Raw genomic sequence first — 15,940 nt, forward strand, 5'->3', positions numbered from 1 at the left:
ACGGTTTACTTTTTAGGTTACTTCTTTATAATCTTAGTACTATATCCGTGTTGCTGAGTATCTGGTGTATTGATTTCCAGCCAATAGATTCCCGAAGCAAGGTCTTGTATCTCTAATGTAATGTTTTGTCCTTTTTTATCTTTAAAGACTTTTATGAGTTTTCCATTACTATCATAAATTTTATAGTCATATCGTTCTTTAGCGGTATCAGGCAACGCTATCTGCACTACATCCTTTACGGGATTGGGATAGATATTGATACCTTGTAATTCAAAAATTGGGTTGGATAAATAATAATTATAAAAATAGGCTTTATCACCATTTTGGTTAGTGATGATCAATTGCTTAGTAGCACTGTCTATGATATTTACTTCATAAGAGTAAAGGTAGGGAGTTACAGGCTCAAACACCTTCATAACTGAAGAGTATAAAAAATCATAATCTGAATTTTCTTGAATAGAACAAGATGATGGAATAATTGCCAAACTAATCCATCCTTCAACAGAGAATTGTTGATTCTCTAAAAACATAACATTATTACCATAATAACTTGAACAAAAGAATAATTCAAAATATTCGTAATCTTGATTAAAATTAAAATTATAATTATAAAAAAAGTTTAGTCTCTCCTCATTTAAAGGAGCTATATATTCAGTATCATCCAAAATAACTTTGTGTACATACCACAGATTGTTTTTTAATTCTTCTTCCTGAGTTTGTGCGCTCATAAAAGGTATATTTAATACTAAAAATAGTATCGTAATAATGTAAACCTGCTTTTTCATAATGATTGTTTTATAATGGTTTTAGAATCAGAAACCGTTCCATCCGAAATTAATACAATTGAATATACTCCGGAAGGATAGGAGGATAAATCTAACTGAACATTCGTGTCTTCTATATTTAAAATATAATTATGAGATACATTTGTTCCGTAAGTACCTGTAACAGACAGATAGGCAGAACTTCCTTTATTGATTTTGTATGCTACGATAAGCTTTTCAGTAACCGGATTGGGAAAAACATGGGTGATGGTATCCGGTTTTAGGGTAATTTCTATGTCATCATAATCTTTAAAACCGTCTTCAAGTGTGATCACTTCCAGTTTGTAACGGTTAGACAGTGCTACAGACGTTTCAAAATCGATCCCTTCATGCAACAGATTTCCATCCATATCATACCAGTTATACACAGCAGGTTTTCCAACGGATTGTGCTTTTAAATATACCGGTTCTTCTTTATCTACTGTTGTATTACCCTGAGCCCGTGCATAAAAGAGCTCTCTTGGATATTTGTGTATTTCATAGGTTTCACCGCCAAAGGTTTTTCGGCTTTCAGACAACTGCTGAACAACGTTCATCACAAATTTCTCTTTTTGAGTTATTTTCCTTGTAAGAAAATGAAATTTTACATCAACTGTTCCTATTTCTTTTGTGTCAAAATCTAAATTCTGAATTTCTGCATCAGCTTCTGTAATAAGGATGCTGTTGCCTTTTACTTTTATGCCAACGCCTTTATATCCGCCTTTTTTCCACGCATTATACACAATATCATCTAAGATCACTTTTACTTCGGCTTCTTTAAATAAACTGTTGCCGAGATCAGAGGTGGGAATCGTAAATTTCAGATTGAATTTTTGAGGGATTTTTAATGGATTACCAACAGCAATTACACCCCCGATAGGCTTCCCTATATTGTTTGGATTTAAATCGACAATAGTAAGATTTTTCCATGCAATATTGTTATTTTTTTTCACATTATCAGTTAAGAATTCGCCTTCAGCAACAGTCATAGGGTCATCTGGAGAATCAATTCTGGCTAACAGGCAAAAATGCCAGGGCTCATCATTAATAGATTGATAAATATTGGGATTGGGAACAAGCCAGGGCAATTTAACAACCACATCCTGTCCGGGCTGCAAGACCGGAATAGTAATTTCTCCTATCGGAGCTCCTAATAAAGGTCCGTTATTCGGAAAATTATTTTGCCCGTTCCAATGCGTGTCCCAATTCAAAGATGTAGAGGCTTTAGACCAGTACAGTTTTACTTTTTCTGTGCCCGAAGATACTTTACAGCTTTTGTTAAACACCCGTATATAGACATAATTGGGTTTTGATGTATGGTATTCCGGATTTTGATGTTGCTCGATACCATCATCTTCATTACGAACCCAGATATCATTACTGTTCCAATATACCTCTGTTAAAGTATTGGGCTCTGCTCCATGATCTTCTTTATTATCGCGAATCATCAAGTCTAAATTATCCGAAGGATTGAGCATACAATGGGCCCGCATAACCGCTCTGTAGGCGTTGATTCTTCCTGTTCCTAATTTGCCAATAAACGGTGCATTTTCAGGAATATGATAAATATTGTCTGTGGTTTCTTCAACGATCTGTTTGACCTGAACGGCAGTCAGATCAGGATTGGCTGCTCTGACTAAAGCTGCCAATCCCGAAACCACCGGTGCTCCTGCTGAAGTTCCTGGAGCATCACTACTGTAGGTATCAACAGAACCTGCGATACCATTAGTATTGGTTGCTCTGAACAAGTCATAACATGGAACCGCTACATTTACTTTATCATTTACCGTCATGGTACTTTTTTCAGTACCTATATAGTAAGTAGCTACATCTTTCCAGTTGGTTTGAATACCATTAGGGGCTGTAACACCCTGATCATATTTACTTCCAACACCCGTAACAGAAATTACCGCATTATAAGAGGCCGGATAACGGTATCTAAATTGATTGAAGTTATCAAAATAGAATCTACCATTACCTGCAGCTGCTACTAATACAATATCTAAATCATTGTGTATTTCGTTATATAAATCATTATCATATTGTTTATAATCTATATCTCCCCAACTCATATTGATGACTTTCACATTGGGAATTTGTGATAATTCATAAACATCAATCGGTTTAAGTCCAACTCTACCAATAATCTTTGTATTATAGCCAATACTTGCTAAGCCTTTGCCATTATTCGTGTCTCCAGCAGCAAGACTGGATACTTCTATTCCATGGCTGTAACTACCTCCTTGTGGTACAGTACTGCCACTAATTCCAATAATTTTATCAGCTAACTCTTCATGAACAGTATTAAACCAGCTATCTGCAATACCAATATTAATATTTGGATCTCCTTTGGTGACAGACCATGCCAATGGAGCTCTTATCAATTCTAAATAATCATTAGGGGAACCATCCGGTAACATAAAATCATTTGGGTATTCCATTGCTAAAGCAGCTTCTTCCATTTTTTCTCCATACGTAATAAACTTATTTTTAAGAAGGGAGGTAAGGTTTAACGAAGAATTTTCTACTCTAACGAGATAGACCGTATTTAAATAGGATTTTAAATTGGGAAAAGCTTTTCGATATTCCAGAATATTTTTATCCTGAAACAGTTTCTGAATCGATGTATCAGCAAAACTTAACTGCAGGTATTTTCCTTTTTGTTGCGTGCTAATCGGAATAAATTTTTTTTCTTCTTTTGGAGTAAATAAAAACTCCTGTACCTGTTGTGCATGGCCATAATGGGCTACAATAAGTACCAAAATCGTGTAAATTGCTCTCATAAAAGTGCTCTTTTTTGGTTCATATAAAATGATTTTGGTAGAAGAATTTTCTTAAAAATAGGAATAATATGTAACCACACAAATTATTTAACATAAAAAAATAATAAAAAATTATTTTTTTGTTACATTTTAAGAACAAAAAAGCACTAAAAAATGCCCCGATAAGTTATTCTCTTATCGGGGCATATATATTTTATTTAAGCTGTTTCTTTTTATAATATTCGTTTAATACACTTTTCCTGCCGATTGTTGCCGTAATACTATCTTTTTCAAGATTCCATCCGCGGGCAGGGGAGTATTCTCTGCCATACCATATCATCTGCAGGTGCAATTTATTCCAGATGTTTTGAGGAAAAATCTTTTTGGCATCGCGTTCCGTCTGCTCAACGCTTTTACCGTTTGAAAGATTCCACCGATACATGAGTCTGTGAATATGAGTATCTACTGGAAAAGTAGGAATATCAAAAGCCTGTGCCAGCACCACACTTGCTGTTTTATGTCCGACAGCCGGCAGCTCTTCAAGATCAGCAAAATTGGCAGGTACCTGTCCATTGTGTTTGTCTATCAAAATCTGAGACAAACCGTGAATGCCTTTTGATTTCATCGGTGCGAGTCCGCATGGTCGTATAATATCTGCAATTTCTTCTACAGTTAAATTTACCATATCATACGGATTATCGGCCTTGGCAAATAAATGCGGAGTGGTAAGATTCACACGTACATCGGTACATTGAGCAGATAATAAAACGGCAATTAAAAGCGTATATGGATCTTTGTGATCTAACGGAACCGGTATTACCGGATATATATTTTCAAGCGTATCTATTACAAACTGGATTTTTTCCTTTTTAGTCATCACATATTTTTATAAACATCAAAAATACAATTTCTTCTTTTAACGCAAATAATTGACTAAATTTACCTGAAAAAATCATGATGACACTGAAAATAGGAGATAAAGCGCCTGAATTTAAAGGAACCGATGAAAAAGGAAACATCCATACGTTAAAAGATTACAAAGGTAAAAAATTGGTCATCTTTTTTTATCCCAAAGCTTCGACTCCGGGTTGCACTGCAGAAGCTTGCGATCTTAGAGATAATTTTGAACGCTTTAAGGCTCAGAATTATGAACTATTAGGAGTTAGTGCAGACAGCGCTTTGCGTCAGCAAAAGTTTAAAGAAAAATATGAATTGCCCTTTCCGTTGATTGCTGATGAAGCAAAAGAAGTTATTACTGCATTTGGCGTATGGGGTCCCAAAAAGTTTATGGGAAAAGAATTTGACGGCATTCACCGTACCACCTTTGTAATTGATGAAAAAGGATATATTGAAGATATTATTACCAAAGTAAAAACAAAAGAACACAGCAGCCAGCTGCTAAAATAAAAGAGCAATAATTGCTCTTTTATTTTTTAATAGTATGGAATAGTATATTTTTTAAGTTTGCTACATTTTTTGAAAGGTAATTTTTTTAAAATTTGTGTTCATATACCAAAAATCACCTGATATAATTGCTTATATTTATCTACAATAATATAAGAATATAAAAGTACTTTTATCAAACTGCAGACGATAAAATAGCACTCTAAAAGGAAACGGTACTTATACAAATCTTCATTCAGACAAAAATGGAAAATCTGGAAAATAAATTATTGAAAAGAGACATAAAACCTACTTCTGTAAGATTGTTAATATTGAAATCAATGACCGAATTTAAAACCGCATTTAGTCTTACAGATTTGGAAACGGCATTAGAAACGGTCAATAAATCAACTATTTTCAGAACACTGCATCTCTTTTTGGAAAAACTCCTTATCCATACAATAGACGACGGATCCGGTTCTATGAAATATTCAATATGTAGTGATGACTGTATGTGTACATTGGGCGAATTGCATGTGCATTTTACCTGTAATAAATGTAAAAATACCTATTGTCTGGAAAGCATTTCAATACCTTCGATACAGCTGCCTGAACAATTTTTATTGCAAAACGTTAATTTTGTAATGAAAGGTTTGTGTAGTAAATGTTCCTGATTTTTTTTATGTTTTATGGGGATAAAAAAGAATCACTTAATAAGTAATGATCTCATTACATTTTGTATTTGCAACCAGGTTCCCGAAATATGCCTTTACTTTTGTTAGTGAAATGTAATATTAGTATTTCAAAAATTGATTACGAATCTAAAATCTTACAGTTATGTCTAAAATATGTTGTAGTACAGAAGATGACACACCAGATGTAAAAAAAGCACATAAGCAAACCGCTTCAGATCATTCTCATAAAGAACATAATGATACAGACGGGCATGATCACAGTCATGATGATACGGATAAAAGTACGTTTATGTTATTTTTGCCGGCTATAATTTCCTTACTGCTGCTGCTTACCGGAATTGGTTTTGATAATTATTTTTCACAACCGTGGTTCAGCGGATGGGTTAGAACGGCATGGTATGTAATTGCATACTTACCGGTAGGTTTACCGGTTATAAAAGAAGCAGTGGAAAGCATTCGTTATAAAGATTTCTTTTCTGAATTCTTTTTAATGAGTATCGCTACCTTAGGAGCTTTTGCAATAGGTGAATATCCGGAAGCCGTTGCTGTTATGCTTTTTTATGCGGTTGGAGAAGCTTTTCAGACTATGGCCGTATCAAGAGCAAAAGGCAATATTAAAAATCTACTGGATCAAAGGCCTGACGAAGTGACTGTTTCACAAAATGGCACCTATAAAACAATAAAAGCAGAAGACGCTAAAATAGGAGATGTTTTACAATTAAAACCCGGAGAAAAATTAGGACTTGATGGGGTATTGCTTTCTGACAGAGCTTCTTTTAATACGTCGGCACTTACCGGAGAAAGTAAACCGGATACCAAATCTAAAGGAGAAACTGTTCTTGCGGGAATGATCAATCTCAATACGGTTACTGAAGTGGAAGTTACTGCGGCTTATAACGATAGTAAATTGAGTAAAATATTGGAACTTGTTCAGGATGCAACAAAACAAAAATCACCTACTGAGCTGTTCATTCGCAAGTTTGCTAAAATATATACGCCGATTGTTACTTTTTTAGCGGTTGGAATTGCTTTGCTGCCGTATTTTTTTGTGCAGGACTATGTGTTTACACAATGGCTATACAGAGCATTGGTATTTCTGGTTATTTCGTGTCCATGTGCTTTGGTTATATCTATTCCTTTGGGATACTTTGGTGGAATAGGAGCAGCAAGCCGGAACGGTATTCTATTCAAGGGATCTAATTTTCTTGATAAACTGGCCGAAATAAAAAATGTGGTGATGGATAAAACCGGTACTATGACAGAAGGAGTATTTAAAGTACAGGAGGTAGTCATAAAACCTGAGTTCAATAAAGATGAAATTCTGCTTCTTGTAAACATGCTCGAAAAAATGAGTACCCATCCTGTAGCCACAGCCATTGACAACTATGTTGGAAAAACAGATGCTACCATACAATTATTGAATATAGAAGAAATTGCCGGTCATGGACTCAAAACTACAGTAAACGGTAAAGAACTGTTGGTAGGTAATTTTAGGCTGCTTGATAAATTTAATATCAGTTATGATGCTGATACCGCAAATATGGTATATACGGTTATCGCCATTGCTTACGGAGGTAAATTTGCCGGTTATCTGACCATTTCCGATAGTATTAAGACCGATGCCAAGGCTACGGTACAAAAGCTCCATGATATGAATGTCAAAGCCGTTATGCTGAGTGGTGATAAGACCGCTGTTGTAAATTATGTGGCTCATGAACTGGCAATAGATACTGCGTATGGCGATTTACTACCAGAAGATAAAGTAAATAAGGTTAAAGAAATATTAGCGGGTAGTGGCAGTGTGGCTTTCGTCGGAGATGGGGTTAATGATGCACCTGTAATAGCGCTCAGCGATGTAGGTATTGCCATGGGAGGATTGGGCAGCGATGCTGCAATTGAAACTGCAGATGTAGTAATACAGGATGATATGCCTTCAAAGATACCAATGGCAATCAATATTGGTAAACAGACTAAAAAAATTGTCTGGCAGAATATCACTCTGGCATTTACGGTAAAGGTTATTGTCTTAATTCTGGGAGCCGGCGGACTTGCAACCATGTGGGAAGCTGTTTTTGCCGATGTGGGGGTAGCCCTTCTTGCCGTACTGAATGCAGTAAGAATACAGAAAATGAGATTTTAAAAAATGGAAAACCGCAGATGATACTGCGGTTTTTTTGTAATTGTAGAAAACTATCTCCATTCATGACGCTTTATCGCCTCTGTTATGTGAGCTAAATGATGCATGGAATGCCACGCATACATACCGGTAACTTCATCAATACGAAATGCCTTTCTCTGTTCGGGATGGAAAAATGTTTTCTGTCTTTCCTCGTCTTTAAGACTGTTCAATAAAAATACCCATTTGGCGTGAACGCCCTCAAGAATACTTAAAGACGGTATAACAGACATTTCTTTTGTATCTGTAAGTTCAGCCCAGCTATTCTCATCATAAGGCTTTACAGTTGGCTGCTCTTCCGTCAGAGCAAGTTTTAGACGGATGAGGCTGTTCATGTGGCTATCTGCACAATGATGTATTACCTGTCTTATGGTCCATCCTCCAGGACGATAGGAAGTATTGAGTTGTTCATCGGTTAAATGTTGTACTGCTGCTTTTAACTTTGACGGAAAAACAGACAGTATGGAAACCCATTCCCGAAAAACAGCATCTGAAATTATTTCAGGTAATTCTAATTTTCCGATCGGATATTTTAATTTTTCTATAGACATATTTTTTGGAGATATAAGTTATTTGCTATCAAAAAGAAAAAGAGCTTATTCTATGAGAACAGCTCTTTTTAGTATTTGTTGGTATGAATCGAACCGTTAAATGTTGATATAATTGATCTGATCCTGATACAAACGTACACTCCCGTTTTCAAGAGTAACCAGCAATTGATTATCATCAGCCCAAACGGCATTTCTTACTTCTTCACCAATAAACATTTCCAATACATTATTATTTGCATCGAATAAATGTACATAGTGTCCATCAACTTTGATGTTGTCTGTGTTTAAAAAATTTTGTGTGAATTCCATTATTTTATTTTTTATAAAAATAAAAAGATCTTTAGGAATTGCAATACGTATTATCAAAAAAATAACACTGCAAAAAACAGGATTTTATTATCAGCTTTTTTTGACTACTTTTGATATTTAATTTAGCAATCATCTTAATTAATATAGAATGTCAGACGATAAAAAAGTAATTTTTTCTATGTCGAGGGTTTCCAAAACCTACTCTTCGACGAACAAACAGGTTTTAAAAGATATATACTTAAGTTTTTTCTATGGTGCCAAAATCGGTATTCTGGGGTTAAATGGTTCGGGAAAGTCTTCTTTACTTAAAATAATCGCCGGAGTAGATAAAAACTATCAGGGAGATGTGGTTTTTGCTCCGGGTTATACTGTAGGTTACTTGGAACAGGAGCCACAATTAGACGAAGAAAAAACAGTTATTGAAATTGTAAAGGAAGGAATGGCAGAAATTGTGGGTGTTCTTGATGAATTCAACAACATTAATGATATGTTCGGATTGCCGGAAGTATATGAAGATGCCGATAAAATGCAAAAACTTATGGACCGTCAGGCAGAATTACAGGATAAAATTGATGCTGTAGGTGGTTGGGAACTGGATACAAAGCTTGCCATTGCTATGGATGCATTGCGTTGTCCGGAACCGGATACTCCAATAAAAGTGCTTTCGGGTGGAGAACGCCGCAGGGTAGCACTTTGTCGTCTTTTATTACAGGAACCGGATGTGCTTTTATTAGATGAGCCAACCAACCACCTTGATGCGGAATCTGTACATTGGCTGGAACAACATTTACAACAATACAAAGGAACTATCATTGCTGTAACACACGACCGTTATTTTCTGGATAATGTAGCAGGATGGATTTTAGAACTTGACAGAGGAGAAGGTATTCCATGGAAAGGAAATTATACGTCATGGTTAGATCAGAAATCTACCCGTCTGGAACAGGAAGAGAAAACGGCTTCGAAACGCAGAAAAACACTTGAAAGAGAGCTCGATTGGGTTCGTCAGGGAGCAAAAGGAAGACAAACAAAACAGAAAGCGCGTTTACAAAATTACGATCGCCTCTTAAATGAAGATCAGAAAGAACTCGAAGAAAAATTAGAAATCTACATACCAAACGGACCGCGTTTAGGAACCAATGTAATTGAAGCTAAACATGTGGCCAAAGCTTATGGAGATAAATTGTTATATGAAGATTTGAATTTTACATTACCACAAGCGGGTATTGTGGGTATTATTGGTCCGAACGGAGCCGGTAAATCTACGATCTTCCGAATGATCATGAAAGAAGAAACTCCTGATGCAGGTACTTTTGAAATTGGAGAAACGGTTAAAATTGCTTATGTAGATCAATCTCATAAAAATATTGATGTTGAAAAATCCATCTGGGAAAACTTTTCTGACGGACAGGAGCTCATTATGATGGGAGGACGTCAGGTAAACTCAAGAGCCTATTTATCCCGTTTTAATTTTGGTGGATCAGATCAGAATAAAAAAGTAGCTACTTTATCGGGTGGAGAACGAAATCGTTTGCACCTTGCCATGACATTAAAAGAAGAAGGGAATGTACTGCTTTTAGATGAGCCTACGAATGATCTTGACATCAATACCTTGAGAGCTTTGGAAGAAGGTTTGGAAAACTTTGCAGGTTGTGCCGTTGTTATTTCCCACGACCGTTGGTTCCTGGATAGGGTATGTACGCATATCTTAGCCTTTGAAGGTGATTCTCAGGTGTATTTCTTTGAAGGGTCGTTTTCTGAATATGAAGAAAACCGTAAAAAACGATTAGGTGATGTAGCTCCAACAAGAATCAAATACAAAAAACTGGTTCGATAATCACCTTTATTATATCATACTAAAAAGCCCGCTGAAGCGGGCTTTTTGTTATTAGTGTACAGTTGCTATTTCTTTTTCAACCGCTTTTAATTTCATTTTGATGCCTTCAAGATCTGCTAATGTTGCCTGATCCTGATTTTCAAGATATTTTTTGAAAGTAGGGTAGTAATCATTCGATAAACTTTCCAGATAAACCGCTATTTTCTGCTGTTTTGCTGAAAGTTCTGCTTCCTGCATTTCTTCCAATTTTCCTAATGCTTTTTTGCTCTCACTAATCAAATAATCGGCATTCTGAGCACTAAAATGTGCTGCAGTCTCAGAAATATTATTAAATTTTCCTTCTTGCAAGTCTTTGTCAAATTTCTCAAAACTGGTTTTATTTGACAGATAAAGGTCGTTTACCTTTTCACTTACATCTGCATTGCTCATCTTACATGATATAGCAAAAAGAGCCATCGTTAACATTAAAAGTATTTTTTTCATATATTTTTTACTTAAAGATAAGTAAAAAATACACTAATACCATCTTTTCTTTTTCTTTTTTGAAGTATCAGATGCTTTGGATTGCCCGGAACCTTCTCCTTTGGGCTTTTTATTAAAAGGCTTTGCTACAGGATTTTTTTTATTGCGCAAATCCGGTTTGGCATCAGCACTTACTTCTTTCCATGGATACGGATGATCTTTCATTTCCTTAACCTGCAAACGTATCAGCTTTTCAATATCCTGCCAGTACGTTTTCTCATCACGTCCACAAAATGATATGGCCAATCCTTCATTACCGGCACGACCTGTTCTTCCGATTCTGTGTACATAACTCTCCGGAATATTCGGAATATCAAAATTGAGGACAAAAGGCAATTGATCAATATCTATACCTCTTGAAGCAACATCTGTTGCTACCAATACATCAATCTGATTGTTTTTAAATTCGTTTAATATACGTTGTCTGGCATTCTGAGATTTATCTCCATGAATAGCACCTGCTTTTACATTGTTCTTAACCAGAAATTTAACTACATTATCAGCTCCGTGTTTCGTTCTGCTGAATACCAGAATGTTTTTGAGCTTCTTTTCAGAAAGCAAATGCAATAAAAGTTTTCGTTTATCTTCTTTATCTACAAAATATACCTGTTGGTTTACCTGTGCAGAAGTACTGGAAACCGGATTTACAGAAACATATTTTGGTTTGGTCAGAAACTCATCTGCCAGTTCTCTGATGGCTAAAGGCATGGTAGCAGAAAACAATAACGTTTGGCGGTTGTCTGGTGTCAGTTTGATAATTTTACGAACATCATTGATGAATCCCATATCCAGCATCAGATCGGCTTCATCAAGCACTAATTGATGCAAATGATCAATATTGATATGGTTTTGTTTATACAAATCCAAAAATCTTCCCGGAGTAGCAATAAGAACGTCAACTCCGTATTTTAAGGCATCTACCTGAGGTACCTGATTCACACCTCCAAAAATAGCGAGTGTTTTAATGCTGGTATAGTGTGCATATTTATCAAAGTTTTCAGCAATCTGAATGGCTAATTCGCGGGTTGGTGTAAGAACAAGCGTGCGAATGTTTTTTCTCTTTTTTGCTGATCCTACAATCTTATGAATTATATTGATAATGGGTATCGCAAATGCTGCTGTTTTTCCGGTTCCGGTTTGAGCACATCCAACAAGATCATTTCCTTCTAAAATGACAGGAATTGATTGTTGCTGAATAGGCGTAGGCGTCGTATAACCAACATCCTTTACAGCTTCAAGTATATTATTATTCAATGATAAATCAGAAAATTGCATATTTTAAAAATTTTGGACAAAAATACGTTTATATTTTCGAAACGTCTTCAAAGAATGTGTATAATATTAAATGGATTTACTATTTTTATGGCATAACATAGAATGTATGAAAAAAAATATACTTCCTTTTTTTTTATTGCTTCTCCCAGGTATCAGCCTGGCACAGCAGACAGCTAAGGTAGATTTTATAACAGCTGATTCAGATATCAGATTTGATATTTCCGAAAGAAAAGTAATTGGAAATGTTACGTATGACTTTACTGTTTTGACAGAAATTGATACCATCCGTATTGATGCCAAAAATATGGTTATTGATAAAGTTTTGCTTAATGGAAAAACAGTAGATTTTAAAAATGATAAAAAGCAGCTGAAGCTATATAAAGGATATGTAAAAGGAAAAAACTCTTTAGCAGTTTCTTATAAAACAGTGCCGAAACAAGCTTTATATTTTGCCGGAAATGGTTTGGATTTACAGGTCTGGACTCAGGGTCAGGGAAAATATACGTCTCATTGGTTACCGAGTTTTGACGATGAAAATGAAAAAGTAATTTTTAATACTAAAGTGACTTTTGAAAATGGCTATCAGGTAGTTTCAAATGGTATACTGGATAAAAAAGTATCTTCGGGTACTACCACAACATGGAGTTACAAAATGAACCATCCTATGAGTTCTTACCTTGCCATGATAGCTATTGGTAAATATCAGGTGAGTACCGAAAAAGGAGCAGACAATACCACAATCGAATCGTATTTGCGACCAGTTGATACATCCAAATCAGAAACTACTTATAAACACACTAAAAAAATTTTTGATTTTCTTAGTAAAGAAACCGGATTTAATTATCCCTGGAAAATTTATCGAAATATTCCTGTAGAAGACTTTTTATATTCCGGAATGGAAAATACAACTTCTACTATTTTTAATCAGGATTTTGTTGTTGATGCGATTGGTGTGAATGACCGCGATTATGTAAATGTAAATGCACATGAAATGGCACATCAATGGTTTGGAAATGTAGTAACCGCAAAAACACGCGCTGATCACTGGCTGCAGGAAGGTTTTGCAACTTACTACGCACTTCTTGCTGAACAATATCTTTTTGGAAATGATTATTTTTATTGGGAACTATATGAAATGGCTGAAAAAATACAAAAAGAAAGTACAACAGCCAACAATACTATGGTAGTTAGCGAAGGAGCTACTACATTAACCTATTATCAAAAAGGAGCCTGGATGCTGTTTGTCTTAAAATCTCAAATCGGAGACGATAATTTTAATACAGCAGTCAAAAATTACCTTGAAAAATACGCTTATAAAAATGTCACCACTGCTCAATTTTTAGAAGAGGTGCAAACAGTTGCCAATGGATTTAACCGGGAAAAATTTGAAAAAGAGTGGCTCTACAACAACAAGTTTCCTATTAAAGAAGCTCTTAAATTGCTTTCTAATAGTCCGTTTATAACCAACTATTTAGAACTTATAGAAAAGCAAAATATTCCGTTTTCAAATAAAAAAGACGACCTTCTGACGCTCCTCAAAGGAGATCACCCTGAACAAATAAAAAAAGAGGTTATCTATCAACTGCATAAAGTTCCTTATGCAGAAGCTAAAGAATTTTATCAGTGGATTGCGGCTTCAAAAGATCTGAAAGTACGGCAGGCATTAGTACAGATTATACAGGAAATTCCTGCTGAATTCAGAGAAAGTTATAAAGGTTTTTTAGAGGATCCTTCTTATGTAACCCGAGAAATCGCTTTGAAAAATTTATGGTATCAGTTACCGGATTACCGCCAGGCACTACTTGACAAAACGAAAACCTGGGTAGGATTTAATGATAAAAATTTAAGAATTACCTGGTTAATGCTCGCTCTTGGAACTGATAACTATAATAAAGAGAAAAAACCACATTGGTATAGTGAACTCAGTGATTATGCCACCAGTAAATATAATAGCAATATACGGCAGAATGCCATTCAGGCAATGTGGTTCTTAAACCCTTATGACAGTAATGTGCTTCCCCAGTTAGTCAATGCTTTAGTACATCATAAATGGCAGTTTCAGAAATTAGGAAAAGATGGTATCCGTAATCTGTATGAAAGAAAAGAATTTAAAGAATATTTTGACAAACTGATTCCCTATCTACCTGATGATGAACATGAAGCATTAAAAGCTTTATTAAGCGATGATAAGAAATAAAAAAAGGAAGCTAATAGAGTGCACCCAAAAGTTTAGACAAATTTATAATTAAATTTGATAATAATGAGCTCGGTATATTACCGGGCTCATTCCTTTTAAATTCAGTTTAATTCTATCGTTGTTATAGTATGTAATGTACTTTCTTATCTCTTGTTTCAATTGATTTATGGAGCTAAACTTTTCAAGATAAAATAACTCTGATTTAATGATTCCAAAGAAGTTTTCAATAACTGCATTATCCAGGCAATTTCCTTTTCTTGACATACTTTGTTTGATTCCTTTATCTTTTAGGAGCCTTTGGTACTGTTTCATCTGATATTGCCATCCCTGATCAGAGTGTAATATAAGATTGGTATTATTGCTTATTTTCTTAAATGCCTTTTTAAGCATATTAATGATTTGTTCAAAGTTTGGTCTTTCTGATAATTCATAGCTTATTATTTCTCCATTGAATAAGTCAATAATAGGAGACAAGTATAGTTTGTTTCCTTTTACATTAAATTCTGTTATATCAGTTGCCCATTTTTGATTAGGTTGCTCTGCTTTAAAATTCCGTTGCAATATATCAGGCAAGATTTTGCCATGTTCTCCTTTGTAGGATTTATATTTTTTTACCCTTATCAAGCTTTTTAAACCAAGAACTTTCATTAATCTGAGTACGGTTTTATGATTGATTATAGTGCCTTTATTTCTAATCTCAAGAGTGATACGGCGATAACCTAATCTTCCTTTATGGCGATGATAAATTGTCTTGATCCACTCTTTAACCTCATGGTATTTATCTTTAACCTGATTACTCTTTTGATAGTAATAATAACTGCTTCGTGCCATACCCGTATAATCCAATAGAGCAGTTAAATCATACCTATGCCTTAATTCATATATGGCTTGTGCTTTTTGTTTTGCTTGGCTTCTTCGGCTTGAATTAAGGCTTGTAACTTTTTTAGGTAGTCAACCTGCATACGTAAAGATTCATTTTCAAGTAAAAGTTCCTCTTCTCGGGTAAGAGGTTTAGTGGATTTTTTTTTAGCTCTTTTGTAAGTCATAGATTTTGGCCGGCCTTTGGGTTTATGTTGTAAGCCTGCGGATCCTTGTGCTTTAAATTTTCGTTGCCAATTAATAATTACTCCATCATTGGGAATATTAAAGAACAAACAGGCTTCACCCAAAGATAAAGACTTCTCTTCAATGGTACGTATAACTTTTAGCTTAAAATCGGAACTGTAATTCTGATTTTTACGAGATAACAGTCCTTGCTTCCCATATTTTACATAAAAGTTCAACCACCTCCCAAGATTAGTTGGGCTGATTCCATTTTCAACAGCAACCGATTCTTTTGACCTGTTTTTATTCAAAACCTCACCTATGCAGCGAAGTTTAAACTCATAATTGTACTTGACTTTTCTTTCCATAAAAATGCCCCCAAATAG

At 35.1% G+C, this 15,940-nt stretch carries 13 protein-coding genes; 5 read left to right on the forward strand and 8 right to left on the reverse strand.

Annotated features, from left to right (window positions below; genetic code table 11):
• Nucleotides 1-17 precede the first annotated feature (17 nt).
• The 3 genes from QW060_RS07330 to QW060_RS07340 form a co-directional block, all read right to left on the reverse strand.
• Nucleotides 18-785, reverse strand: coding sequence for a T9SS type A sorting domain-containing protein (locus QW060_RS07330; RefSeq protein ID WP_290362993.1), 768 nt, complete (start codon nt 783-785; stop codon nt 18-20).
• The gene (locus QW060_RS07335; RefSeq protein ID WP_290362994.1) at nt 782-3,586 is read right to left on the reverse strand and encodes a S8 family serine peptidase; all 2,805 of its coding nucleotides are present in this window, start codon (nt 3,584-3,586) and stop codon (nt 782-784) included. Before QW060_RS07335 ends, QW060_RS07330 begins: the two co-directional genes overlap by 4 nt.
• A gap of 193 nt (nt 3,587-3,779) precedes the next feature.
• The gene (locus tag QW060_RS07340) at nt 3,780-4,442 is read right to left on the reverse strand and encodes an endonuclease III domain-containing protein (protein ID WP_290362995.1); all 663 of its coding nucleotides are present in this window, start codon (nt 4,440-4,442) and stop codon (nt 3,780-3,782) included.
• A 77-nt stretch (nt 4,443-4,519) separates the two neighbouring features.
• Here QW060_RS07340 and bcp point away from each other — a divergent pair, with 77 nt between their 5' ends.
• The 3 genes from bcp to QW060_RS07355 all read left to right on the forward strand — a co-directional run bounded on the left by bcp (nt 4,520) and on the right by QW060_RS07355 (nt 7,783).
• Complete coding sequence (gene bcp, locus QW060_RS07345) at nt 4,520-4,972, forward strand: thioredoxin-dependent thiol peroxidase (protein ID WP_290362996.1); 453 nt, start codon at nt 4,520-4,522, stop codon at nt 4,970-4,972.
• Nucleotides 4,973-5,214: 242 nt separating this feature from the next.
• Nucleotides 5,215-5,622, forward strand: a complete 408-nt coding sequence (locus QW060_RS07350) for a Fur family transcriptional regulator (protein ID WP_290362997.1) — start codon at nt 5,215-5,217, stop codon at nt 5,620-5,622.
• Between the two features lie 163 nt (nt 5,623-5,785).
• Nucleotides 5,786-7,783: a heavy metal translocating P-type ATPase gene (locus tag QW060_RS07355; RefSeq protein WP_290362998.1), complete on the forward strand. Its 1,998-nt coding sequence runs from the start codon at nt 5,786-5,788 to the stop codon at nt 7,781-7,783.
• A 50-nt stretch (nt 7,784-7,833) separates the two neighbouring features.
• Here QW060_RS07355 and QW060_RS07360 read toward each other — a convergent pair whose 3' ends face one another.
• Both QW060_RS07360 and QW060_RS07365 read right to left on the reverse strand, forming a co-directional pair.
• A complete protein-coding gene (locus tag QW060_RS07360) occupies nt 7,834-8,370 on the reverse strand; it encodes a YfiT family bacillithiol transferase (RefSeq protein ID WP_290362999.1) in 537 nt (178 codons plus the stop codon).
• A gap of 96 nt (nt 8,371-8,466) precedes the next feature.
• Nucleotides 8,467-8,679, reverse strand: coding sequence for a hypothetical protein (locus tag QW060_RS07365; protein WP_290363000.1), 213 nt, complete (start codon nt 8,677-8,679; stop codon nt 8,467-8,469).
• Between the two features lie 148 nt (nt 8,680-8,827).
• Here QW060_RS07365 and ettA point away from each other — a divergent pair, with 148 nt between their 5' ends.
• Nucleotides 8,828-10,516 carry an energy-dependent translational throttle protein EttA gene (ettA, locus tag QW060_RS07370; RefSeq protein ID WP_290363001.1) on the forward strand — a complete coding sequence of 563 codons (1,689 nt, stop codon included), beginning with the start codon at nt 8,828-8,830 and terminating at the stop codon, nt 10,514-10,516.
• Nucleotides 10,517-10,567: 51 nt separating this feature from the next.
• Here the strand turns inward: ettA and QW060_RS07375 are convergent, their stop codons facing one another.
• Nucleotides 10,568-10,999, reverse strand: coding sequence for a hypothetical protein (locus tag QW060_RS07375; protein WP_290363002.1), 432 nt, complete (start codon nt 10,997-10,999; stop codon nt 10,568-10,570).
• 33 nt (nt 11,000-11,032) lie between these two features.
• Nucleotides 11,033-12,313 (reverse strand): DEAD/DEAH box helicase, encoded by a 1,281-nt coding sequence (locus QW060_RS07380; protein WP_290363003.1) that lies wholly within the window; start codon nt 12,311-12,313, stop codon nt 11,033-11,035.
• Nucleotides 12,314-12,419: 106 nt separating this feature from the next.
• Between QW060_RS07380 and QW060_RS07385 the strand changes: the two genes are divergently transcribed.
• The gene (locus QW060_RS07385; RefSeq protein ID WP_290363004.1) at nt 12,420-14,510 is read left to right on the forward strand and encodes a M1 family metallopeptidase; all 2,091 of its coding nucleotides are present in this window, start codon (nt 12,420-12,422) and stop codon (nt 14,508-14,510) included.
• Between the two features lie 48 nt (nt 14,511-14,558).
• Here QW060_RS07385 and QW060_RS28450 read toward each other — a convergent pair.
• Nucleotides 14,559-15,922, reverse strand: a protein-coding gene (locus tag QW060_RS28450) for an IS3 family transposase (RefSeq protein ID WP_397385934.1) whose coding sequence is annotated in 2 segments (ribosomal slippage) — nt 14,559-15,442 and nt 15,442-15,922 — 1,365 coding nt in all. Because the reading frame shifts where the segments join, the coding sequence is not laid out codon by codon here.
• Nucleotides 15,923-15,940: the final 18 nt, after the last annotated feature.

Source organism: Paenimyroides ceti (assembly GCF_030409925.1).